A 20947-nucleotide genomic window follows, 5' to 3' on the forward strand; every position below is an offset into this window, starting at 1 on the left:
GCTTTGATTCTTGACCGTCGTGCGCGGCCATGCCTTAGCATGATCTGCCCCTGACCCCCGCCCTTATCGGAGCCTTTCTTCCCGTGCAAACCCTGCGTGACCTTCCTGCCCTCCGCGCCGCGATTCTGGCGCTGCGGCGCGACGGAAAATCTGTCGCCCTGGTGCCGACCATGGGCGCGCTGCATGACGGGCATATGGCGTTGGTGGAGGAAGGCCGGCGGCGGGCAAAGCATGTCGTCGTATCGATCTTCGTCAATCCCAGGCAGTTCGGGCCGAACGAGGATCTGGACGCCTATCCCCGGCGGGAAGCCACCGACGCGCATATGTTGCAGGAAGCGGGCGTGGACATATTGTGGGCGCCCACGGTCGATGTCATGTATCCGGCGGGCTTTTCGACCAACATCTCCCTTTCGGGCGTGACGGAGGGGCTGGACGGCGCGGCCCGGCCCGGCCATTTCGACGGGGTGGCGACGGTCGTTACCAAGCTCTTCAATCAGGTCCAGCCCGATGTCGCGCTGTTCGGGGAAAAGGATTACCAGCAGCTCACCGTGATCCGCCAAATGGTGATCGACCTCAACCTGCCTGTCGAGATCGTGGGCCTGCCGACGCAGCGGGCCGAGGACGGCCTCGCCCTCTCGTCCCGCAACACCTATCTGACCGAAGAAGAACGCAAGCAGGCACTGGCACTCCCGCGCGCGCTGGGCGAAGCGAAGCGACAGATGGAAAAGGGCGCAAGCGTGGACTCCGCGCTCGCCAAGGCCATCGCCATGCTGGCGAACCACGGTTTCGACCCGATCGATTATGTAACGCTGTGCGACGCGGCGACGCTGGAACCGATGACAGTGCTGGACCGCCCGGCCCGCCTGCTGGGCGCGGCAAAGATGGGCGGCACGCGCCTGATCGACAATATTGCGGTCGACCCAGCCTAGAACCGCGCAGGCTTCGCCAATCAAGCAGGACGCGCAGAGCAGCGATGGAGGAATAATGCCTGTCCAACAGCAGGTAATCCTTCATCGAACCCGCCGCTTACCCCCTGAACCATTTCCATTCACCAATGGAACTTGCGACACGGGCTGGCCGTTGTTTCGATGAACTGATGAAAGGAGCGCGACATGGGAAAAGGCATTCTACTTTGGCTCATCGGCGTGCCTATTCCCATCATTCTCCTGCTCTGGCTGTTCTTCCACTAGAATCCGTTCGTTAGAACGGTTTCACGATCACCGCGATCACGATCACTGCGGCGGCGACACCCGGAATTTCATTCATCAGGCGGAGCCGCTTGTCGGTCATGGGCCGTTCGCCCCGCGCCAGCTTCTTCGCATAGCCCGCGATCCAGCCATGATAGCCCGACAGGCCCAGCACGAAGAGCAGTTTCAGGTGAAACCAGCCGAAATGCCAGGCGCCGATCTCCACCATCAGCATCAACCCGAATATCCAGACCAGGAGCAGCGAGGGATTGAGGATGATCTTGAGCAATCGCCGTTCCCGGTCGATCCATTTGTGGTCCTCGTCCGATCCCACCGCGCATTGCTGGTGATAGACGAAGAAGCGCGGCATCATGAACAGGCCCGCCATCAGGAAGATGACGAAGATCAGATGAGCGGCCTTCACCCAGAGATAGGCGGCGCCAAGATAGGCCATCAGGCAGTCTCCCTTTCGCGCACATAGCTAATCAGCGCCGCGACATGGTCAATGGGCGTGTCGGGTAAAATGCCATGGCCCAGGTTCATGATATGCGGACGGTTCGCAAAGGCGGCGCGGATAATATCGACCGCCTGCTCCATCGCCTTGCCCCCCGCAATCAGGGCGAGCGGATCGAGATTGCCTTGCACCGGCAGTCCTTCCGGCAAGGCGCGGTCGGCCCAATGGGGATCGACCGTCTCATCGACGCCGACCGCATCGACGCCCGTGCCCCGCGCATAATCGGCGAGCTTCGCGCCCGCGCCCTTGGGAAAGCCGATCACCGGCACGTCCGGGTGCAGCGCCTTCACCTTTTCCACGATGCGGGCATTGGGCCCTATCACCCAGCGTTCGAATTGAAGCGGGGCCAGACTGCCCGCCCAGCTGTCGAAAAGCTGCACCGCTTCCACCCCTGCCCTGATCTGGCCGTCGAGATAGACGACGGTGGCCTCTACGATGGCGTCGATGATCGCGCCGAAACGGGCCGGATCGGCATAGGCAAGGCGACGGGCCGCGCCTTGGTCCTTGCTGCCCTGCCCTGCCACCATATAGGTCGCAATGGTCCAGGGACTGCCTGCAAAGCCAAGGAATGTCACCGCAGGGTCCAGCGCCGCCTTCACTTGCCGCACAGTCTCGTAGACCGCTTCGAAACGCCCGAAATCGGGTTTCAGTGCCTCAAGGTCTGTTTCGGCGAGGATCGGCGCAAGCCGCGGTCCTTCCCCCGCTTCGAACCAGAGGTCCTGTCCCATGGCATAGGGCACGATCAAAATGTCGGAAAAGAGGATTGCGCCGTCGAAGCCAAAGCGGCGCAAAGGCTGGATTGTGACCTCCGCCGCCGCGCTGCTATCATAGACCAGTTCCAGAAAACCGCCCTTGTCCGCGCGCAAGGCGCGATATTCGGGTAGATAACGGCCTGCCTGGCGCATGAGCCACATGGGCGGGACGCTTTGACGCTCCCCTTTAAGGACCGCCAGCAAGGGCTTGGGCACGACTTGGAGACCGGACATATATTCTCTTTATATATAGAGTCTGAAAGGATGATGGAGATAGATGGGCGGTTGGCAGCGGGGTTTATGCGCTATGCCCGGTTTTGCCAACAGCTTGACTCCATGGGGACATGCTTTCCCATCCGAGTCAGCGATCTTATCCCCATTACCCACAGGCTGTGGATGAAAAATCGGATCTGTTGAAGGGCTGTGCATAACTATCCGGCTATCGGGGAGCGATACGGAGAGGCGATTTCATCCCCATAGTGTCCCTTGCTTTATCCACAGGACATCCACAGAGATATGCCATGACGCGCATCCATCTGCATCTTTTGTCGGATTCCACCGGGGAAACGCTGGAAAACATCGCCAAGGCAGCCATCGGCCTGTTCGAGAATGTGGAGGCGATCCGTCACTTCTGGCCGATGGTGCGGTCGGACGTCCATCTCGACCGGATCATGGAGGATATTGCGGCCAATCCGGGTCTCGTCCTCTTCACGCTTAACAATCATCAGCTCAGGCGCAGGCTGGAAACGCGCTGCCGGGCGCTGGGTCTGCCCCATGTCGCGGCGCTTGATACCGTGACGGACGCGCTTTCGAACATATTGGGGCAGGAAACGCGCAACCGGCCGGGGCGCAAGCATATATTGGACGAAGCCTATTTCGCCCGGATCGAGGCGATCCAGTTCACTATCGCCCATGATGACGGCGTGGGACATGAAAATTGGGAGGAAGCCGACATCGTGCTGGCGGGTGTGTCGCGCGCGTCCAAGACGCCGACGTCCATCTATCTCGCCAATCGCGGTTACAAGACAGCCAATATCCCATTGGTTCCTGAATCCCCGCCGCCGCGCAGCCTCTATTCGCTGCGGCATCCGATGGTCGTGGGATTGACCGTCAGCCCCGAACGGCTGGTGCAGATCCGCCGCAATCGTCTGCTTTCCCTGAATCAGGCGCCGGAGACGTCCTATGTCGATCTGGAAAAGGTTCAGGAGGAGCTATCCTTCGCCCGGCGCATGTTCGCGGACAATGGCTGGCCGGTGATCGACATGAGCCGCCGCTCCATCGAGGAAGCAGCCGCCGCCATCATCAACCTGTTCAACGACCGCCTGCTGGCTGAGGGAGGAAGCGACGCATGATCGTGCTGGCATCGCAAAGCGCAAGCCGAAGGGCGCTCCTCACCGCCGCGCAGGTGCCGTTCGAGGCGCTGTCTCCGGGCGTGGACGAGGATGCGGCGAAGGAAGCGCTGCGCGCCGATGGCCTGGATGCGCGGGCGCTGGCCGATGCGCTGGCGGAACTGAAGGCGCTGCGCGTGTCGCGGCGGGTGCCGGGCGCGCTGGTGCTGGGCTGCGACCAGACGCTGAGCCTCGATGGTGGCGCGATGATCGACAAGGCGGTCGACCGCGCCGATGCCGAGCAGATATTGAAGCTGCTGTCGGGCCGGGTGCATCATCTCCACAGCGCGGCGGTGATCGTGCTCAATGGCGAGCCGATCTGGCGGCATGTCGAGCGGGTGCGGATGACGGTGCGGCCTTTATCCGAGCCTTTCATCCAGTCCTATCTCGATGCCGATTGGGAGGAATGTCGCTGGTGCGTCGGCTGCTACCGGATCGAAGGACCGGGCGCGCAGCTTTTCGCGAAGGTGGAGGGGAGCCAGTTCGCGATTCAGGGCCTGCCCTTGCTCCCTCTGCTTGACTTTCTGCGCGTGCGGGGCGTTCTGGCGGCATGACCGACAAGCTCCCCTATGCCGAAGTGATCGGCGATCCGATCGCGCACAGCAAATCACCGCTCATCCATAATTTCTGGCTGCAATCGCTGGAGATTGAGGCGGAATATCGCAAGACCCATGTGAAGCCCGACGGCCTCGCCGCCTATTTCCTGGAGCGGCGGGCCGACCCGGACTGGCTGGGGTGCAACGTCACCATCCCGCACAAGATCGCGGTGATGGACTATACCGACGATCCGGGCGGCGTGCGGGAGCGGATCGGGGCGATGAACACCATCGCCTGTGAAACCGGTGGGCCGCTGGTTGGCACCAATACCGATGCGGGCGGATTCCTCCAGCCCTTGCTGCGCGACAAGTGGAAGGGGCAGAGCGCCGTCCTCGTCGGCGCGGGCGGCGCGGCGCGGGCGATCCTGTTCGCGCTGGCCAGTCTGGGTGTGATGGACATCGCTGTCATGGTGCGCGATCCGGCCAAAGGGCAGGCGCTGCTCGACCGCACCGGGATCAAGGGCGAGGTGATCGGTATGGACCGTCCTCTCCCTCCTGCCGATCTTCTGGTGAACAGCAGCCCGCTCGGCATGGTGGGGCAGCCGCCGCTGGAACTGGATCTTGCGCCCCTGCCGGACAGCGCGACCGTCTATGACATCGTCTACGCGCCGCTGGAGACGGACTTGCTGAAAGCCGCGCGGGCGCGGGGCCTCAAGACTCTGGACGGCCTTGAAATGCTGATCGGGCAGGCGGCTCTGGCCTTCGACATTTTTTTCGACGCGCAGGCCCCGCGAGAGAGGGACGAGGAACTGCGCGCCCTGCTGCTCGCGGCGGATTGATGGGCGATTCATGAAGGTCTACGGCCTCACCGGCTCCATCGGCATGGGCAAGTCCGCCGTCGCCGCCATGCTGCGGCGCGAGGGCGTGCCAGTCTTCGACGCCGACGCGGAAGTGCACCGCCTGCAAGGACCGGGCGGCAAGCTCCTCCCCGCGATCGAGGCGCGCTTTCCCGGCGCCACCGGCCCCATGGGCGTGGACCGGGCGAAGCTGGGCGCAGCGGTGTTCGGTCATCCCCAGGCATTGAAGGCGCTGGAGGCGATCGTCCATCCGGCGGTGCAGGAAGAAAGGATTCGCTTCCTGCGCGAAAATCGCTCTCGCGCTTTTGTCGTGCTGGATATCCCGCTGCTGTTCGAAAAAGGTTGGGACCGCAGGCTCCATGGCGTGATCGTCGTCACCGCGCCGGCATGGAAGCAGCGCAGGCGCGTGCTCGCCCGGCCCGGCATGACGGTGGCGAAATTCCGGAAAATCCTGCATTTGCAGACGCCTGACGTGGAAAAAAGGCTGCGGGCGGACCATATCATCCATACCGGCACCACATTTGCCGACACCAGGGCACAGGTCAGGCGTCTGGTCGCTTGCCTTGGCGCGAAGACAGGCAGATAGTGGTGGACGCAGATTCGGTTAAGAGGGCGATGCGCGAAATCATTTTCGATACCGAAACCACAGGATTCGACCCCGCATCAGGCGATCGGCTGGTCGAGATCGGATGTATAGAACTCCTGAACCGGGTGCCCAGCGGCCGCACCTTCCACGCTTATTACAACCCGCAACGTGCCATGCCCGCGGCGGCTGAGGCCGTGCACGGCCTTTCCGATATTTTTCTGTCGGACAAGCCACTCTTTGCAAGCGGGGTTGAGGAACTGCTCGCCTTTCTGGAAGACAGCCATCTGGTCGCGCATAATGCGCGCTTCGATTTCGGCTTCCTCAACCATGAACTGCGCCTGTGCGGGCGGGCGGAAGTGTCGATGGACCGCATGATCGACACGGTCGCCATCGCACGGCAGCTTCACCCCGGCGCCAAGCACAGCCTGGATGCGCTCTGCACTCGCTACGGCATCGACCGCAGCCATCGCATCAAGCATGGCGCGCTGCTCGACGCGGAATTGCTGGCCCAGCTTTACATCGAACTGACCGGGGGCCGTCAGATCGGCCTTGGTCTTGCACAGGAGGAAGCGAAAGACACTATCCGGGCGGAACTGGCGGAAAATGCCGCCGTTCGGCCAGTACGTCCCGCGCGCGTCTTTCAGGCAAGCGCGGAGGAGCTGGAACGGCATGCTGCGTTCATTGCGACGTTGGACAAGCCGCTCTGGCTCGATGAGGCGGAGGCGGCCTGACCGGGCCTGTTCCTTCGTTTCACGCCAACCGGGCCGCTCGTCCCGCGACCCGGCAAGAATAAGGAGAAGGCATATGGACATTCGGGTTTCCGGGCATCAGGTCGATACGGGCGACGCGCTCAAGCAGCATGTCACGACCCGGCTCGAAGCGGTGGCCGAGAAGTATTTTTCCCGCACCCTTTCGGCCCATGTGACATTCCGTCCCGCGCCGCATGGCGCCTTCCACTGCGATATTGTCTGCCATGTCATGACCGGCCTGATCCTGAAGGGTTCGGGCGAGGCGCAGGAAGCGCATCCTGCCTTCGATCAGGCGGCGGAGCGGATCGAAAAGCAATTGCGCCGCTATCTGCGCCGGCTGAAGGACCGTCATGCTCAGGCCGCCGCCGCCGAAGCGGAGCGGGTGAATGGATTGGATGGTCTGGACGGTGCGGGCTACACCATCTTCGCTTCGGTGAAGGATGAGGAGGAACCGGCCGAAGCACCGCTGATCGTGGCAGAAACGCGGGTCGACATCCCCGAAGCCAGCGTGTCGGACGCGGTGATGATGCTGGACTTGCGTAATACCAACGCGCTGCTGTTTCTCAATGCGGGAACGGCGGCCTATAACATGGTCTATCGCCGTCAGGACGGCACGATCGGCTGGGTCGAGCCGCGCGGCTGACTCCTGAATGATCCGGCCCCGTCTCGGGGCGCAGGTTGACCTGGTCCGCCATGCGCCCTATGGGGCCGGACTTTACTGATCCGGTTCGTGCATATTTCCCACATGGTTGAAGCGCGGCCCGGTGGTTCCGGATTGGACATGGTTCATTTCAACGACATCCTTTCGCCCAAGGCGCTCGCAACGGGTCTGACGGCGAACGGCAAGAAACAGTTGTTTCAGAAGATCGCGGTGCTGGCGGCGGATGCCTATGGCCTGGACGCGGAGCATGTGGCCGAAGCCCTGTTTGAGCGTGAAAAGCTGGGATCGACCGGCTTTGGCGGCGGCGTGGCCATTCCCCATGCGAAGATCGCGAATCTGCAGAAGATGTGCGGCATAGTCGTATTGGTCGACCCGCCGGTGGCGTTCGAGGCGGTGGACGATGCGCCGGTCGACGTCGTCTTTGCACTGCTCTCGCCCGTCGACAGCGGCGCGGAGCATTTGAAGACGCTGGCGCGGGTGTCGCGCTATCTGCGCGATGACGGTCAGGTGACGCGCTTGCGCGGCGCGGGATCGGCGGAGGCGCTCTACGCCCTGCTGGCCGGTGGCGAGGCGCGTGACGCAGCCTGAGTCGATGCCCGGCGCGAGCGGCGAAGCCGCGCATTTCCGCGCGTTGGAGAATCTCTATCGTTCGGCGCCGATCAACCGGATGTTCCGGTCTGATCTGCAAATCCTCGAAGCGGGACGGTCGATCATCGAATTCGATGTCGACGAAGGACAATTCCATGCGGCGGGCGCTGTTCATGGCACCGTCTATTTCAAGATGCTGGACGATGCGGCCTTCTATGCCGCCAACAGTCTGGTCAGCGATCGTTTCCTGCTGACCACGGCGTTCAACCTGCTGTTCACGCGGCCCATCCATCCCGGCCGCATCCGGGCCGAAGGCCGCTGGATCAGCGGCAAGCGCCGCGTCTATGTCGCGGAAGCCAGCCTCGTCGATTCCGATGGTGAGGAAGTGGGCCGGGGCACGGGCACCTTCATGCGCTCGCAATATCCGCTCTCCTCCCTGCCCGGCTATGCCGGCTGACCGGCTTACAAGCGCGCTGCTGGTCGGCGTGCTGGTGCGGCGGGCGGCGGCGGCGGGCGGCTTTGCCACCGTGCTGGTGAAGGGGGACGCAACCAGCGGCGTCATCCTGATCCAGGCTTTGGAAAGAGGACAGGAAAACGGCCTTTTCGAACGGGTGCCCGACTATGCCGGTGGCTATCGATTCGCTGCCTGCGGTCCCGCGCCGGATAAGGGCCGGGAAGCGCTCGCACAATATATTGAGCGCCGCCGCCGGTCTGACCCCGATCTGTGGATAATCGAACTTGATATCGCGGATGCGGAACGATTCGCCGCTGAAACGATCTGTTCATGATTGACTAACCTTGTGCGCGCGGGCAGAGGCCCCCGACGCTTGTTGAACGCGCAGGTTGCCGTGGCCGTCCAGGGGGGACGAACAGGGTAAACACGCAGACGGGGGGCGGCCGGACGTCTCAGAATATCGGGTTTAAACGGACGTTTCAGGCCAATAACCGCACGTTTTTGAGATGTAATGAGTTTTCGTCTGAAGGCCGCGATCATTGCGGCGTTTGCCTTGTCCACCGCCGCAGCGGTCACGGCTTCCGATATGTCCTCCGCCAGTGAGGCTATCTCGTCCACCGGAACTCTTCCCACGGACTCCGCGCTGAATACAGCGCCTTCGGCTGGGCAGAAGCCCGCCGTCATCTTTGCCGCGCCGCGCGAAATCGCGCAGCCGCTGGCTTCCGATACAACACCCTATTCCACCGATGGTTCCTCCAAGGGCTACAGCCTGGCCGCTCTGGTCGACGCCCATGGCCCGGCGGAAGCCCTGGAAGGCGACATGAAGTGTCTGGCCGGGGCCGTCTATTTCGAATCCAAGGGCGAAAGCCTGGAAGGCCAGCTGGCCGTTGCGCGCGTCGTCATCAATCGCGCCAAATCGGGTCGCTTCGCCAACAGCCTGTGCGGCGTCGTCTATCAGCCCAGCCAGTTCAGCTTCGTGCGTGGCGGCTCCATGCCCGCGATCCCCGAGGCGAGCGAAAGCTGGCGCGAAGCCGTGGCGATCGCCCAGATCGCGATGGAAGATAGCTGGGACAGCAAGGCGGAAGGCGCGCTCTTCTTCCACGCCCGCCGCGTTTCGCCGGGCTGGGGCAAGGCGAAGCTGGCGTCGATCGACAATCATATTTTCTACCGCTGAGTCCTTTCAGCAGGAAGATGCATGGCCGATTCGGGACGAAGCGTTCCGAATCGGCCTTTTCATATGTTCATGACTTGTTCTAAAGATCGGGCATGAACGACATGGCCGCCAATGACAGCTGTTCTCCGCTGACCGACGGCACGGCGCTGGCCGTGGCGCGCGGGACGCTGCGTCTTTTCTTCCGACATGACATGAGCGGCATATTGGAAGTGCCGCTGCCCAACGGCCGCCGCGCCGACATCATGGCGCTCGATGGAGCCGGACGCATCACCATCGTGGAGATCAAGTGCAGCCGCGCCGATCTGTTGGGTGACATGAAATGGCCGGATTATTTCGACTATTGCGACCGTTTCTATTGGGCTGTGCCGTCGGGCTTCGACCTGTCGCTGTTCGACAGCGAGGCATTGTGGCCGTCGCGCACGGGCCTCATCGTCGCCGATCAATATGATGCCGAACTGCTCCGCCCCGCCCCTATAGAGGCGCTGGCTGCGGCGCGGCGCAAGGCGGAGACGTTGCGCTTTGCCCGGCGCGCGGCGCGGCGGCTGACCGCGCTGGCCGATCCCGACCATGCGGCGGAGATCGGCTGGTAACGGCTAGGGCCATTCGCCTTTCGCAACCCGCTAGAACTGAATGGCGATTTGGCCTTAGCGGAACACCGGTCCCTGCACCGGTCCGCTGGGCGCCGTGCTCTTGGGCTTGGCGCTGTCGAGTGCTTCGACCAGGCCCGGCGTGCGGCCGTCGCGCTTCGCATAGTCCCGCGCCGACATGCCCGCCAGCGTATCGCGCCGGTCGGGATTGGCGCCCTGCGCCACGAGCAGGCGGACCAGCGCCACATCGCGCAACTGCACCGCGCGGATCAGGGGCGTTTCGCCGCTGCTGTTGGTCTTGTCGACCTGCGCCCCGAACGACAGCAAGGTCCGCACGCCTTCCTCGAATCGGGCCTGCACGGCGTCCATCAGGGGGGTGTTGCCCTGATTGTCGGTCAGGTTGGGATTGGCGTCCTTCGACAGCAGGAAGCTCAGCCATGTATTGTCGCGCCGGGCGACGACCAGATGCAGCGCGGTTTCCCCGGTGGTCACGTCGCGGCTGTTGACGATGGTCGATCCGGGCTTTTGCATCAGGTCCATCGCCTTCTGCCCGTCCACATCCTTGACCGCTTTCAGGAAGTTGTAGGCGTCCGAAAACTGCGCCTGCGCCGCCGTCGGGGACAGCATCGCCAAGGCCAGCGCCGCGCCGCGCACACTCCAAAACCGTCTCTTCATGCTGTCACGCCCCGTTGGATTTGCAAATGCGGCCTTAGCAGGGCATGGCTGGCGGTGCCATGAACAAAGCGCTGACCCTTGCCGCCCTGCCCGTCCTTGCCTTGCTGGCCGCCTGTAATATGGGCGGCGCGGACAATGCATCAAGCCCGCAGGGCGAACTGGTGGGGGCTCGGATCGGCGGGCCCTTCACACTCACCGATCAGGATGGGAAGAAAGTCCGCTGGGACGATTTCAAGGGCCGGTATCGCCTCGTCTATTTCGGCTATACCTATTGCCCGGACGTCTGCCCGGTGGACCTGCAACGCATCATGCAGGCGTTCGCGAGGTTCGAGAAGGAAAAGCCCGCCCTCGCCGCCAAGGTCCAGCCGATCTTCATCAGCGTCGATCCGGAACGCGACACGCCCGCCACGGTCAAGACCTATGTAAACGCCTTCCACCCGCGCCTCATCGGCCTGACCGGCACGCCGGATGAGATCGCGAAGGTGGCGAAGGATTTCGCCGTCATCTATCATCGCGAGGAGTCGCAGGGCGCAAGCGACTATCTGGTCGGACATAGCCGCACGCCCTATCTCTTCGGCCCGGACGGCGCGCCGATCGCGCTGGTGCCGGTGGACGATCCGGCCACGCCGGACGTGGATGAGGGCGCGCTCGATCATGTTCTGGCGTCCCTCGAAAAATGGGTGAAGTGAGGCATTGGATTTCTGGGAAAAACCCCTCGATCAGCTCGACCGCGCGCAGTGGGAAGCGCTGTGCGACGGATGCGGCAAATGCTGCCTGCACAAGGCGGAGGATGAGGATACCGGCCGCATCTATCCCACCAATGTCGCCTGCCGCCTGCTCGATCGGCACAGCGGGCAATGCACCAGCTACAAGGATCGCCGCCGCTTCGTTCCGGATTGCGTGCGCCTGACACCGCAAAAGGTGCAGACGATAAGCTGGCTCCCCCGCACCTGCGCCTATCGCCTGCGGGGTGAGGGTAAGCCGCTGCCCGCATGGCATTACCTCATCAGCGGCGACCGCGAAGCCGTGCATCGCGCCGGGGAATCCGTGCGCGGCTGGACCGTGGCGGAGGCGGAAGCGGGCGATTGGGAACATCATCTTGTCGACCGGGAAATCTGACGAAGCCGCGATCCTGATCGACGGCGTCGCGGTTCCGGTGCGGGTGCGCCGCTCCGCCCGTGCGCGCGCCTACAAGCTGTCGCTGGACGCGGCGCGGGGCGAACTGCGCCTCTCCCTCCCCGCGCGTGCCAGCCTGAAACGCGCGCTCGGCTGGGCGCAGGGGCATGAAGGCTGGGTGCGGGCGCAGATGGCGGCCCGCCCGGCCATGGCGACGCTGCGCGACGGCGCGGTCTTTCCGCTGGAGGGGCGGGATGTGCGGATATGCTGGACCCCCGGCGCATCGCGCACGATCCGGCTGGAAGGCGACCGGCTGCTGCTGGGCGGGGCCGAAGAGTCGGTCGGCGCGCGCGTGCTGCGCTGGCTCAAGGGCCGGGCAAAGGCAGTGCTGGAAAGCGAAACGCGGGAGCTGGCGGCACAGCATGGGCTGGCGGTCGCGTCGGTCGGCGTGGGCGATCCGCGCAGCCGCTGGGGCAGTTGCGCGTCGAACGGGACGATCCGCTATAGCTGGCGCCTGATCCTCTGTCCGCCGGAAGTGCGGCAAGCGACCGTCGCGCATGAACTGGCGCATCTGATCCACATGGACCACAGCCCCGCCTTCCACGCGGCCCACGCCCGCCTGCTGGGCCGCGATCCCCGCCCGGCGCGGGCATGGCTGCGAGCGCATGGGGCGGCGCTGCATCGCTTCGTCGGGTAAGAAGGCGGATTGGCCCAGGGTGGACGTTCAAATCCTCCTCAAACACCCTAGTCCGCCCGCATGGCCTCTTCGATCAGCGCTTCCGCTTCGATCAGCAGGGCATCTTCCGCCGCATGCTGGGCGACCTGCTCGCGGCCGATGAGGATGAGGACCGGAACTGCCAGCGGACTGACGCGCTCCAGCGGCATGTGCAGCATGGTGGACGCGGCGCGGTCTATGAGGTCGCCCAGACGCCCCACATCCGTCATCCGCGCGCGGGCGTCGGCCCATGCCGCTTTCAGCAGCAGATGGTCGGGCTGATATTTGCGGAGCACATCGTAGATGAGGTCGGTGGAAAATGTGACCTGCCGACCGGTCTTGCGCTTGCCGGGATGCTGGCGCTCGATCAGGCCGGAAATCACCGCCACGTCGCGGAAGGCGCGCTTGAGCAGGCTTGATTGCTCGACCCATTCCACGAATTCATGGTCGAGTATGTCGGCGGAAAACAGGCTTTGCGGGTCGGTGACGGGCTTGAGGCCATAGACCGCCAGCGCATAATCGTTCGACACGAACCCCATCGGCATCAGGCCCTGCGCGTCCATGCGGCGGGTGAGGAGCATCCCCAGCGACTGATGCGCGTTCCACCCTTCGAAACTGTAGCAGACGAGATAGTGGCGGCCTTCATGCGGGAAGGTTTCGATCAATAGCTGGCCCGGCTGCGGCAGGGCGGAGCGATATTTCTGCATCTCCAGCCAATCGCGCACATCCTCCGGAAAGCGGTGCCATTCCTCCGGCTGGGCAAGGAAGCGCCGCACGCGGTCGGCCAGGCGCGTGGACATGGCCATGCGGGTGCCGCCCCAGCTTGGGATGCGCGCCTGTTTCGACGTGGCGCGGACGATGAGGTCGGCGGTGTCCATCCGCACCGTCTCCAGCGCCATGCCGGAAAAGAAGAAGCTGTCACCCGGGCGCAGGGTTGCGGCGAACCCCTCCTCCACCGTGCCCAGCTTGCGGCCGTTGGCGAAGCGCACGTCGAGCACCGGCTGATCGACGATGATGCCCGCGTTCATGCGATGCTGTTGGATGAAGCGGGGATGGGAGACGCGCCATGTCCCGTCCTGTTCCCGCGTCAGCCGCTTGAATCGGTCATAGGCGCGCAGGGCGTAGCCGCCGCCCTCGATGAAATGGAGGACATGGGCGAAGGCCTCGTCCGTCAGCGCGCCATAGGGCATGGCGGAACGGACTTCGGCGAGCAGTTCCTCCTCGCGGAAGGGCGCGGCGCAGGCCATCGCCATCACATGCTGGGCCAGCACGTCGAGGCCGCCGGGGCGGAAATCGTCGCTGTCGCGCTCGCCCGATTCCACCGCGTCCAGCGCGGCGCGGGCTTCCAGATATTCAAAGCGGTTGCCGGGAATCAGGATCGCCTCGCTAGGCGCGTCGAGCCGGTGATTGGCGCGCCCGATACGCTGGAGCAGGCGGGAGGAGCCTTTGGGCGCGCCCATCTGGATCACGCAATCGACATTGCCCCAATCGACGCCCAGGTCGAGGCTGGCCGTGGCGACGAGGGCGCGGAGCCTGCCCGCCGCCACGGCGCTTTCGACCTTGCGGCGCGCTTCGATGGACAGGCTGCCATGGTGGATGGCGATGGGCAGGTTCGCGTCGTTCACCGACCAGAGCGACTGGAAGATCAGCTCCGCCAATCCCCGCGTGTTGCAGAAGACGAGCGTGGTCTGCCGCCTTTCGATCTCCGCCATCACCTGTTTGGCGGCATATTTGCCGCTATGGCCGGACCATGGCACGCTGCCTTCGGGAATGAGGATGGTGACATGAGGGTCCGCCCCCTGCTCGCCGATGACGGGCGTGACCGCGTTGATGTCGCCATCGGGCGCGAGCCAGGCGCGATAGGCGTCCACATCCGCGACGGTGGCGGAAAGGGCGACGCGGCGCAGGCCGGGATGGATGGCCTGCAGGCGCGATAGCGAGAGGTTGAGCAGGTCGCCGCGCTTTTGTGTCGCGAAGGCGTGGACTTCGTCGATGATGACGGTCTTCAAATGCGCGAACATCAGGAAGCTGTCGGGATAGCTCAGCAGCAATGAGAGCGATTCGGGCGTCGTGAGCAAGATCTGCGGTGGACGCGCGCGCTGGCGGGCCTTGCGGTCCGAAGGCGTGTCGCCTGTGCGGGTTTCGACGCGGATCGGAAGACCCATCTCCTCGATCGGCGTGAGGAGGTTGCGGCGCACGTCCACCGCCAGCGCCTTCAGGGGCGAGACATAAAGCGTGTGAAGGCCCTCGGCGGGATTGTCGATAAGGTCGGTCAGCGTGGGCAGGAAACCGGCGAGCGTCTTGCCCGCGCCGGTCGGGGCGACGAGCAGCGTGTGCTCGCCCCGGCGCGCCGCCTCCAGCATATCGCGCTGATGACGGCGCGGATGCCAGCCGCGATCCGCCAACCATCGCTCCAGCGGATCGGGAAGGCGTGCGTCCATGATGGGGATGTAGGAAGGGGCGACCGCCCTGTCACTTCCGGCCGCGACGAACAGAATAATAATACCATCAGAAGAAATAATGTTTCGCCGCGCCTCTGGCTCTTTCGCGTCCTCATGCGTTACACTCGCGCCATGACAGCGGCGCTCCAGACGCCGCATTTTGCAGGAGTATCCGACTATGACCGGCGAAACCGAAGCCGAGTTGACCGGCGCAGAACCCTCTCACAACCGGCGCCATCCCAAGGCCCCCATCATGGAGATAGAGGGCCGCAAGCTGAAGCCCGCGACGCTGATGATGGGCCATGGCTATGACCCCACTTTGTCCGAAGGATCGTTGAAGCCGCCGATCTTCCTCACCTCCACCTTCGCCTTTGAAAGCGCGGCGGCGGGTAAGCGGCATTTCGAGGGCGTGACCGGCATCCGCCCCGGCGGCGCGGAGGGCCTCGTCTATTCCCGCTTCAACGGGCCGAATCAGGAAATCGCCGAAGACCGGCTTTCCGTGTGGGAGGAAGCGGAGGATGCTCTGCTCTTTTCCAGCGGCATGTCCGCCATCGCCACCACCCTGCTCGCGCTGGTGCAGCCGGGCGACGTGATCGTGCATAGCGCGCCGCTCTATGCCGCGACGGAATCGCTGATCGGACGCATTCTGGGGCGGTTCGGGGTGCAGTGGCTCGATTTCCCGGCGGGCGCGACCGAAGAAGAGATCGGGGCCGTCATCGAAAAGGCGAAGGGCATGGGGCGGGTCGCTCTGCTTTACCTCGAAAGCCCGGCCAACCCGACCAATGTGCTGGTCGATCTGGAAGCGGTCGCCGCGCGGCGCGACGCCCTGTTCGCGGGCGCGGAGCATGTGCCGCCGATCGCCATCGACAACACTTTCCTTGGGCCGCTCTGGCACCATCCGCTCAGCCATGGGGCGGATCTCGTCATCTATTCGCTCACCAAATATGCGGGCGGGCACAGCGATCTGGTCGCGGGCGGCGTGCTGGGGTCCGATGCGCTGATCAACACCGTCCGGCTGATGCGGAACACCATCGGCACCATCCTCGACCCCCATTCGGCGTGGATGCTGCTGCGGAGCCTGGAGACGCTGGAATTGCGGATGAGCCGCGCCGGCGAAAATGCGGAAAAGGTCTGCGCCTGGCTCAGGGACCAGCCGCAGGTGGAGAAGGTCGTCTATCTCGGCTTCCCCGAAACCGATCGGCAGGCCGACATCTACCGCCGCCATTGCACGGGAGCGGGCTCCACCTTCTCCCTCTATCTGAAGGGTGGAGAGGCGGAGGCGTTCGCCTTCCTCGACGCGCTCAAGATCGCGAAGCTGGCGGTCAGTCTTGGCGGCACGGAAACGCTGGCGAGCCATCCCGCCGCGATGACCCATCTGTCCGTCCCGGCGGAGCGCAAGAAGGCGCTCGGCATCGGCGATAATATGGTGCGGATTTCCATCGGCTGCGAGGATGCGGACGACCTGATCGCCGACTTCGCCCAGGCATTGCGGGCGACGGAGGGCTAGGGCCAGTCGACCCGCGTCCACCCGCGTTCAGCCGCCAGTTTCGCCAGCGGCTTGTGCGGGTTGGCGGCGTGGGGCACGTCGGAAAATTCCAGCATCGGCGCGTCCGACACATGGTCGGAATAGGAACGGATATGCGCTTGTGCGCGGTCGATGGCCTGCGCCGCCATCCACGCCTTTATCATGCGGAGCTTACCAGTGTCGTAGCAATTCTCGCCCGCGATCCGGGCGCGGACATAGCGCAGATCCTGGCTCAGATGATCGGTCGCGATCACCGCGTCGAAGCCCAGCCGCCGCGCGATCGGCTCGACATAGAGGCGGTAGGAGGCGGTTGCGAGCACCAGCGTGCACCCGTCCGCCCTGTCCCGCGCGATCTGCGCCAGCGCGCCGGGGCGGACATTGCCTTCCACCACCTTCGCGGCATAGCTTTCCACATGCGGCATCAGCTTCGCGCGCTCGACATTCCAGCCGATCATCAGGCCCTGATTGACTTCCTTGAGCCGCTGGCGCGTCACCAGTTTCAATACATAGGCCAGCATCATCAGGACCACGCCCGGAAACAGCAGCAGCCGCCAGGGCGCCATATGCCGCGCCACATGCAGCAGAAAGCCCGTATAGGTGCCCGAATAAGTGACCGTCCGGTCCATGTCGTAAATCGCCAGCCTGTGCGTCATGCCGCTATCGAAACTTTTTGCCCTTACCCTTCGTTATCCTAGCGGATGGGCCGTTTCGGCTTGCCGCGCAACCGATAATGGACCACTAATCCTGACGCATGAACAAAGCCGCTGAACTTGCTGAGGAAACGCGCGACGGCGGCACGGTCGTGCGGCTTTCCGGCACGCTCACCATCGCCTGCCTGCATGACCTGCCCGCGCGGCTGGACGCGCTGGAGGCTCCGGTCGGCGCCATAGACCTGTCTGGCGTCGATCATATGGACACGATCGGCGCATGGACCGTGCACCGCACCGCCAAGCGGCTGGACTGCCCCGTCAGCGGCGGCAGCGCCGATGCGGAAAAAATGATCGCGGCCGTCGGCGAACTGGACGAGCCGGTCGCGATCCGTCCCGAACATGTGTCGCCCCTGAAACGCGTGCTGGGCGAAATCGGCGAAGCGGTCGTCAACTCGGGCGCGACCCTGCTCGGCCTGCTCGGCTTTTTCGGCGCGACGCTGGTGGCGGCCTGGAATGTGATCCGCCACCCCAGCCGCTTCCGCGTCAATGCCGTGGTGCAGCGGTTCGAGGTCGTGGGCGTGTCGGCGCTGGGCATCATCGGCCTGATGAGCTTCCTGATCGGCATCGTCATCGCCCAGCAGGGATCGGTGCAGTTGCGCCAGTTCGGCATGGAGATGCTGACGATCAACCTGGTCGGCCGGCTGACCTTCCGCGAACTGGGCGTATTGATGACGGCGATCATGGTGGCGGGCCGCTCCGGCTCCGCCTTCGCCGCGCAGCTGGGCACCATGAAGCTGACCGAGGAAGTGGACGCGATGCGGACCATCGGCGTCTCCCCCATGGAGGCGCTGGTGCTGCCCCGCACGCTGGCGGTGGTGGTGATGATGCCGCTGCTGGGCTTTTATTCGTCGGTCATCGCGGTCATCGGCGGCGGGTTCCTGTGCGCGGTTGCGCTCGACATTCCGCCGATCACCTTTGTTCAGCGCCTGCGTGAAGTGGTGCCGATCACCGATTTGTGGGTCGGCCTCATCAAGGCGCCGGTGTTCGGCCTCATCATCGCTATTTCGGGCTGTTTTCAGGGGATGCAAGTCAAGGCCAATGCGGAGGAAGTCGGTTTGCGAACCACCTCCGCCGTGGTGCAGGCGATCTTTCTCGTCATCGTGATCGACGCCTTTTTCGCGGTCTTCTTCACCTGGGTGGGCTGGAACTGATGGCGGCGGAAATCGAATCGGTTGAGGAAGAGCGCGTCGAAAAGGCGGTTGAGGGCAATGGCATCGCCATTTGCGTGCGCGACCTTCGCACCAGCTTCGGCGATCAGATCGTGCATGACGGACTGGACCTCGACGTACGCAAGGGCGAAATCCTGGGCGTCGTCGGCGGATCGGGCACCGGCAAGTCGGTGCTGATGCGGGCCATCATCGGCCTGCAGATTCCCGACCGGGGCGAGATCGAGGTTTTTGGCGAGCCGATGATCGGGCGGCTGGATGACGAAGCCCTGGCCATTCGCAAGCGCTGGGGCGTGCTGTTTCAGGGCGGCGCGCTGTTTTCCACGCTGACGGTGGCGGAGAATGTGGAAGTGCCGATCCGGGAATATTATCCCAATATCGGCGCGCAGCTTCGGGATGAGATCGCCGCCTACAAGATTCGCATGACCGGCCTGCCCGCTGATGCCGGACCCAAATATCCCGCCGAACTGTCCGGCGGCATGAGGAAGCGCGCCGGGCTTGCCCGCGCATTGGCGTTGGACCCGGACCTTCTGTTTCTGGACGAGCCGACGGCGGGGCTGGACCCCATCGGCGCGGCGGCTTTCGACGATCAGACGCGACGGTTGCAGCGGACGCTGGGCCTGACCGTCTTTCTCATCACCCATGATCTCGACACGCTCTATTCGATCTGTGACCGGGTGGCGGTGCTGGCGGATAAAAAGGTGATTGCGGTGGGTACGATCGACGAATTGCTGGCGACCGACCATCCCTGGATACAGGAATATTTCAACGGCCCGCGCGGCCGCGCCGCCACGGCGGCGGTGGAGCGCGAGCGCGGCAAGACCGCTGCCGAAACCCAAGCGGACGGAAGGCGATAGGATATGGAAACCCGCTCCAATCATGTGCTGGTGGGCACGGTCACGCTGCTGCTGCTGGCCGCGATCATGATCGCCGCCTTCTGGTTCTCACGCCTTTCGGACGGCGAGAACAAGGAATATGACATTTTCTTCAAGCAGTCGGTGAACGGCCTCGCCAAGGGGTCGAGCGTCAACTATTCGGGCGTGCCTTCGGGGCAGGTCGAGAAGATCGAGCTGTGGAAGCGCGATCCCGGCTTCGTGAAGGTCCGCATTTCCGTGAAGGAAGGGACGCCGGTGCTGCTCGGCACCACGGCGACCATTCAGGGCGTGGGCTTCACCGGTGTTTCGGAAATCGTGCTGGATGGCGCGGTCAAGGGGGCGCCGCCGATCAAATGCCCGGAAAATAATCCGCAATCCGTCTGTCCCGATGGCGTGCCGATCATTCCCACCAAGCCCGGCGCGCTGGGCGAGCTGCTCAACAATGCGCCGCAACTGCTCGAACGGCTGTCCACGCTGACCGAGCGGCTGACGGAACTGTTGAGCGACAAGAATCAGCAGTCTTTCGCCGGCATCCTCGCCAATGTGGAGAAGGTGACGGGCGCAATGGCCGATCGCAGCCCCGAAATCGCCGCGACGCTGGCCGAAGCGCGCATCGCCGTGCAACGGACGGGCATCGCCGCCGAGAATATCGGCAAGCTCGCCGCGACCACGGATTCGCTGTTGAACGATGAAGGCCGTCCGCTGATGGCCGACCTGCGTAAGAGCGTGCAATCCGCCACCCGCAGCATCGACACGCTCGACAAGACCATTGCCGAAGCGCAGCCGGGTGTTCACGCCTTCAGCAACCAGACCATGCCGGAAGTGAACCAGCTTGTCCGCGACCTGCGCGAAATGTCGCGCGCTTTCCGCGGCGTGGCCGAAAAGCTCGACCAGCAGGGTGCGGGCTCGCTGGTCGGATCGCCCAAATTGCCCGATTACAAGAATTAAGACGAGGGAGCCGGAAGATGTTCCACCTGAAATTCAATGGCGCTGCCGTGCTGGCGCTGGGCTTCATGCTGACGGGCTGCGTGTCCTTCGGCGCGAAACCGCCGGAGCAACTCCTCTCGCTGAGCGCCGCGCAGCGCGTCGCGCCAGGCGCTCCGGTCAATGCGGGGCAGGCTCTCAGCCTGGTCGTCGCCGATCCCGAAGCGCCCAAGATACTGGACACGGTGCGGGTTCCGGTGCGCGTATCGCCCACCTCCGTCGCTTATGTCACTAAAGTGCAATGGTCCGACACGCCGCGCCATCTGTTTCAGAGCCTGCTCGCCGAAACGATCGCCGCCACGGGCAGCCGGATCGTGCTGGATCCCGGCCAATATTCCGGCGTGCCAGGGCAAAGGCTGATGGGCGCGCTGGTGGATTTCGGCATCGACGAGCAAAGCCGCACCGCCATCGTGACCTATGACGCGATCCTCGCCAATCCCGGCGGAACGATCCTTGCCCGGCAACGCTTCACGGCCCAGCAGCCGGTGAATGGCAAGATCGGCGCCGCCACAGTGGGCGCGCCGCTCAATGCGGCGGCGAATAAGGTGGCGGCGGATGTGGCAGCCTGGCTGTCAACGGTGTCCCAGCCTTAAGGCGAGATTTCGGCTCATTGCGGCCATTCTTTTGGGACGAAGTTGGAAGAGGGGGAGGAAGGCGAAGCTGCGCGCTATCCAGCAAACGGCGCATGCTCCCGCTCCGAGCTACGG

25 protein-coding genes are annotated in these 20947 nt (G+C 64.1%); 20 read left to right on the forward strand and 5 right to left on the reverse strand.

The features are described 5' to 3' along the window. Positions 1-83 precede the first annotated feature (83 nt). Positions 84-929, forward strand: a complete 846-nt coding sequence (gene panC, locus ATN00_RS03650) for a pantoate--beta-alanine ligase (RefSeq protein ID WP_062062259.1) — start codon at positions 84-86, stop codon at positions 927-929. Positions 930-1200: 271 nt separating this feature from the next. On the opposite strand, the gene ATN00_RS03655 is transcribed toward panC, so the two are convergent. Both ATN00_RS03655 and hemE read right to left on the reverse strand, forming a co-directional pair. Further along, a complete protein-coding gene (locus ATN00_RS03655; protein WP_062062262.1) occupies positions 1201-1641 on the reverse strand; it encodes a CopD family protein in 441 nt (146 codons plus the stop codon). After that, positions 1641-2687, reverse strand: a complete 1047-nt coding sequence (hemE, locus tag ATN00_RS03660; protein ID WP_062062265.1) for a uroporphyrinogen decarboxylase — start codon at positions 2685-2687, stop codon at positions 1641-1643. The genes ATN00_RS03655 and hemE overlap by 1 nt, the downstream gene beginning before the upstream one ends. 287 nt (positions 2688-2974) lie before the next feature. Here hemE and ATN00_RS03665 point away from each other — a divergent pair, with 287 nt between their 5' ends. From ATN00_RS03665 to ATN00_RS03715, 11 genes are all read left to right on the forward strand, one after another. After that, complete coding sequence (locus tag ATN00_RS03665) at positions 2975-3805, forward strand: pyruvate, water dikinase regulatory protein (RefSeq protein WP_062062267.1); 831 nt, start codon at positions 2975-2977, stop codon at positions 3803-3805. Continuing rightward, entirely contained in the window at positions 3802-4395 is a 594-nt protein-coding gene (locus ATN00_RS03670; protein ID WP_062062270.1) for a Maf family protein, read from the forward strand. Before ATN00_RS03665 ends, ATN00_RS03670 begins: the two co-directional genes overlap by 4 nt. Then, entirely contained in the window at positions 4392-5216 is an 825-nt protein-coding gene (gene aroE, locus ATN00_RS03675) for a shikimate dehydrogenase (protein ID WP_062062273.1), read from the forward strand. Before ATN00_RS03670 ends, aroE begins: the two co-directional genes overlap by 4 nt. 10 nt (positions 5217-5226) lie before the next feature. Next, positions 5227-5820 carry a dephospho-CoA kinase gene (coaE, locus tag ATN00_RS03680; RefSeq protein ID WP_062062276.1) on the forward strand — a complete coding sequence of 198 codons (594 nt, stop codon included), beginning with the start codon at positions 5227-5229 and terminating at the stop codon, positions 5818-5820. A gap of 29 nt (positions 5821-5849) precedes the next feature. Next, complete coding sequence (dnaQ, locus tag ATN00_RS03685; protein WP_062062278.1) at positions 5850-6551, forward strand: DNA polymerase III subunit epsilon; 702 nt, start codon at positions 5850-5852, stop codon at positions 6549-6551. A 73-nt stretch (positions 6552-6624) separates the two neighbouring features. After that, the gene (hpf, locus tag ATN00_RS03690; RefSeq protein WP_062062281.1) at positions 6625-7212 is read left to right on the forward strand and encodes a ribosome hibernation-promoting factor, HPF/YfiA family; all 588 of its coding nucleotides are present in this window, start codon (positions 6625-6627) and stop codon (positions 7210-7212) included. Positions 7213-7350: 138 nt separating this feature from the next. Further along, entirely contained in the window at positions 7351-7818 is a 468-nt protein-coding gene (locus ATN00_RS03695; RefSeq protein WP_062068370.1) for a PTS sugar transporter subunit IIA, read from the forward strand. A gap of 4 nt (positions 7819-7822) precedes the next feature. Further along, positions 7823-8275 (forward strand): PaaI family thioesterase, encoded by a 453-nt coding sequence (locus ATN00_RS03700; RefSeq protein ID WP_062062284.1) that lies wholly within the window; start codon positions 7823-7825, stop codon positions 8273-8275. Further along, positions 8265-8606, forward strand: coding sequence for a DUF1491 family protein (locus ATN00_RS03705; protein ID WP_062062286.1), 342 nt, complete (start codon positions 8265-8267; stop codon positions 8604-8606). Before ATN00_RS03700 ends, ATN00_RS03705 begins: the two co-directional genes overlap by 11 nt. A gap of 177 nt (positions 8607-8783) precedes the next feature. Continuing rightward, on the forward strand, positions 8784-9446 hold the full coding sequence (locus ATN00_RS03710) for a cell wall hydrolase (RefSeq protein WP_062062289.1): 663 nt from the start codon (positions 8784-8786) through the stop codon (positions 9444-9446). A gap of 92 nt (positions 9447-9538) precedes the next feature. Further along, positions 9539-10036 (forward strand): MmcB family DNA repair protein, encoded by a 498-nt coding sequence (locus tag ATN00_RS03715; protein WP_062062292.1) that lies wholly within the window; start codon positions 9539-9541, stop codon positions 10034-10036. 54 nt (positions 10037-10090) lie between these two features. On the opposite strand, the gene ATN00_RS03720 is transcribed toward ATN00_RS03715, so the two are convergent. Beyond that, on the reverse strand, positions 10091-10708 hold the full coding sequence (locus tag ATN00_RS03720; protein ID WP_062062295.1) for an ankyrin repeat domain-containing protein: 618 nt from the start codon (positions 10706-10708) through the stop codon (positions 10091-10093). Between the two features lie 44 nt (positions 10709-10752). Here ATN00_RS03720 and ATN00_RS03725 point away from each other — a divergent pair, with 44 nt between their 5' ends. Genes ATN00_RS03725 through ATN00_RS03735 form a run of 3 tightly spaced genes read left to right on the forward strand, consistent with a single transcriptional unit; the run spans position 10753 to position 12521 of the window. Next, positions 10753-11397, forward strand: coding sequence for an SCO family protein (locus ATN00_RS03725; RefSeq protein ID WP_197413663.1), 645 nt, complete (start codon positions 10753-10755; stop codon positions 11395-11397). Positions 11398-11401: 4 nt separating this feature from the next. Beyond that, complete coding sequence (locus ATN00_RS03730; protein ID WP_062062297.1) at positions 11402-11827, forward strand: YcgN family cysteine cluster protein; 426 nt, start codon at positions 11402-11404, stop codon at positions 11825-11827. Continuing rightward, entirely contained in the window at positions 11808-12521 is a 714-nt protein-coding gene (locus ATN00_RS03735) for a M48 family metallopeptidase (protein ID WP_062062300.1), read from the forward strand. Before ATN00_RS03730 ends, ATN00_RS03735 begins: the two co-directional genes overlap by 20 nt. Before the next feature lie 47 nt (positions 12522-12568). Here the strand turns inward: ATN00_RS03735 and ATN00_RS03740 are convergent, their stop codons facing one another. Beyond that, complete coding sequence (locus ATN00_RS03740) at positions 12569-14980, reverse strand: ligase-associated DNA damage response DEXH box helicase (protein WP_062062303.1); 2412 nt, start codon at positions 14978-14980, stop codon at positions 12569-12571. 178 nt (positions 14981-15158) lie between these two features. Between ATN00_RS03740 and ATN00_RS03745 the strand changes: the two genes are divergently transcribed. After that, the gene (locus ATN00_RS03745; protein ID WP_062062306.1) at positions 15159-16487 is read left to right on the forward strand and encodes a cystathionine gamma-synthase family protein; all 1329 of its coding nucleotides are present in this window, start codon (positions 15159-15161) and stop codon (positions 16485-16487) included. Here the strand turns inward: ATN00_RS03745 and ATN00_RS03750 are convergent. Then, complete coding sequence (locus tag ATN00_RS03750) at positions 16484-17158, reverse strand: HAD family hydrolase (RefSeq protein ID WP_062062309.1); 675 nt, start codon at positions 17156-17158, stop codon at positions 16484-16486. The genes ATN00_RS03745 and ATN00_RS03750 overlap by 4 nt on opposite strands. A 98-nt stretch (positions 17159-17256) precedes the next feature. Here ATN00_RS03750 and ATN00_RS03755 point away from each other — a divergent pair, with 98 nt between their 5' ends. Genes ATN00_RS03755 through ATN00_RS03770 form a run of 4 tightly spaced genes read left to right on the forward strand, consistent with a single transcriptional unit; the run spans position 17257 to position 20833 of the window. After that, a complete protein-coding gene (locus tag ATN00_RS03755) occupies positions 17257-18366 on the forward strand; it encodes an ABC transporter permease (RefSeq protein ID WP_062062312.1) in 1110 nt (369 codons plus the stop codon). After that, positions 18366-19238 carry an ABC transporter ATP-binding protein gene (locus ATN00_RS03760; protein ID WP_062062315.1) on the forward strand — a complete coding sequence of 291 codons (873 nt, stop codon included), beginning with the start codon at positions 18366-18368 and terminating at the stop codon, positions 19236-19238. Before ATN00_RS03755 ends, ATN00_RS03760 begins: the two co-directional genes overlap by 1 nt. Positions 19239-19241: 3 nt before the next feature. Then, the gene (locus ATN00_RS03765) at positions 19242-20204 is read left to right on the forward strand and encodes an MlaD family protein (protein WP_062062319.1); all 963 of its coding nucleotides are present in this window, start codon (positions 19242-19244) and stop codon (positions 20202-20204) included. 17 nt (positions 20205-20221) lie between these two features. Next, positions 20222-20833, forward strand: a complete 612-nt coding sequence (locus ATN00_RS03770; protein WP_062062321.1) for an ABC-type transport auxiliary lipoprotein family protein — start codon at positions 20222-20224, stop codon at positions 20831-20833. The last annotated feature ends 114 nt before the right edge of the window (positions 20834-20947 follow it).

The organism is Sphingobium baderi (assembly GCF_001456115.1).
Lineage (GTDB): Bacteria > Pseudomonadota > Alphaproteobacteria > Sphingomonadales > Sphingomonadaceae > Sphingobium > Sphingobium baderi_A.

Excerpts from the sequence above, each read along its gene's own strand:
- ATN00_RS03770 (WP_062062321.1), top strand. The coding sequence starts at position 20,222 with ATGTTCCACCTGAAATTCAATGGCGCTGCCGTGCTGGCGCTGGGCTTC.
- ATN00_RS03720 (WP_062062295.1), bottom strand. The coding sequence starts at position 10,708 with ATGAAGAGACGGTTTTGGAGTGTGCGCGGCGCGGCGCTGGCCTTGGCG.
- ATN00_RS03745 (WP_062062306.1), top strand. The coding sequence starts at position 15,159 with ATGACCGGCGAAACCGAAGCCGAGTTGACCGGCGCAGAACCCTCTCAC.
- ATN00_RS03740 (WP_062062303.1), bottom strand. The coding sequence starts at position 14,980 with ATGGACGCACGCCTTCCCGATCCGCTGGAGCGATGGTTGGCGGATCGC.
- coaE (WP_062062276.1), top strand. The coding sequence starts at position 5,227 with ATGAAGGTCTACGGCCTCACCGGCTCCATCGGCATGGGCAAGTCCGCC.
- ATN00_RS03725 (WP_197413663.1), top strand. The coding sequence starts at position 10,753 with ATGGCTGGCGGTGCCATGAACAAAGCGCTGACCCTTGCCGCCCTGCCC.
- ATN00_RS03715 (WP_062062292.1), top strand. The coding sequence starts at position 9,539 with ATGAACGACATGGCCGCCAATGACAGCTGTTCTCCGCTGACCGACGGC.
- dnaQ (WP_062062278.1), top strand. The coding sequence starts at position 5,850 with ATGCGCGAAATCATTTTCGATACCGAAACCACAGGATTCGACCCCGCA.
- hpf (WP_062062281.1), top strand. The coding sequence starts at position 6,625 with ATGGACATTCGGGTTTCCGGGCATCAGGTCGATACGGGCGACGCGCTC.
- ATN00_RS03670 (WP_062062270.1), top strand. The coding sequence starts at position 3,802 with ATGATCGTGCTGGCATCGCAAAGCGCAAGCCGAAGGGCGCTCCTCACC.
- ATN00_RS03700 (WP_062062284.1), top strand. The coding sequence starts at position 7,823 with ATGCCCGGCGCGAGCGGCGAAGCCGCGCATTTCCGCGCGTTGGAGAAT.
- ATN00_RS03750 (WP_062062309.1), bottom strand. The coding sequence starts at position 17,158 with ATGACGCACAGGCTGGCGATTTACGACATGGACCGGACGGTCACTTAT.
- ATN00_RS03655 (WP_062062262.1), bottom strand. The coding sequence starts at position 1,641 with ATGGCCTATCTTGGCGCCGCCTATCTCTGGGTGAAGGCCGCTCATCTG.
- ATN00_RS03765 (WP_062062319.1), top strand. The coding sequence starts at position 19,242 with ATGGAAACCCGCTCCAATCATGTGCTGGTGGGCACGGTCACGCTGCTG.
- ATN00_RS03695 (WP_062068370.1), top strand. The coding sequence starts at position 7,351 with ATGGTTCATTTCAACGACATCCTTTCGCCCAAGGCGCTCGCAACGGGT.
- ATN00_RS03760 (WP_062062315.1), top strand. The coding sequence starts at position 18,366 with ATGGCGGCGGAAATCGAATCGGTTGAGGAAGAGCGCGTCGAAAAGGCG.
- ATN00_RS03705 (WP_062062286.1), top strand. The coding sequence starts at position 8,265 with ATGCCGGCTGACCGGCTTACAAGCGCGCTGCTGGTCGGCGTGCTGGTG.
- aroE (WP_062062273.1), top strand. The coding sequence starts at position 4,392 with ATGACCGACAAGCTCCCCTATGCCGAAGTGATCGGCGATCCGATCGCG.
- ATN00_RS03755 (WP_062062312.1), top strand. The coding sequence starts at position 17,257 with ATGAACAAAGCCGCTGAACTTGCTGAGGAAACGCGCGACGGCGGCACG.
- hemE (WP_062062265.1), bottom strand. The coding sequence starts at position 2,687 with ATGTCCGGTCTCCAAGTCGTGCCCAAGCCCTTGCTGGCGGTCCTTAAA.
- ATN00_RS03665 (WP_062062267.1), top strand. The coding sequence starts at position 2,975 with ATGACGCGCATCCATCTGCATCTTTTGTCGGATTCCACCGGGGAAACG.
- ATN00_RS03710 (WP_062062289.1), top strand. The coding sequence starts at position 8,784 with ATGAGTTTTCGTCTGAAGGCCGCGATCATTGCGGCGTTTGCCTTGTCC.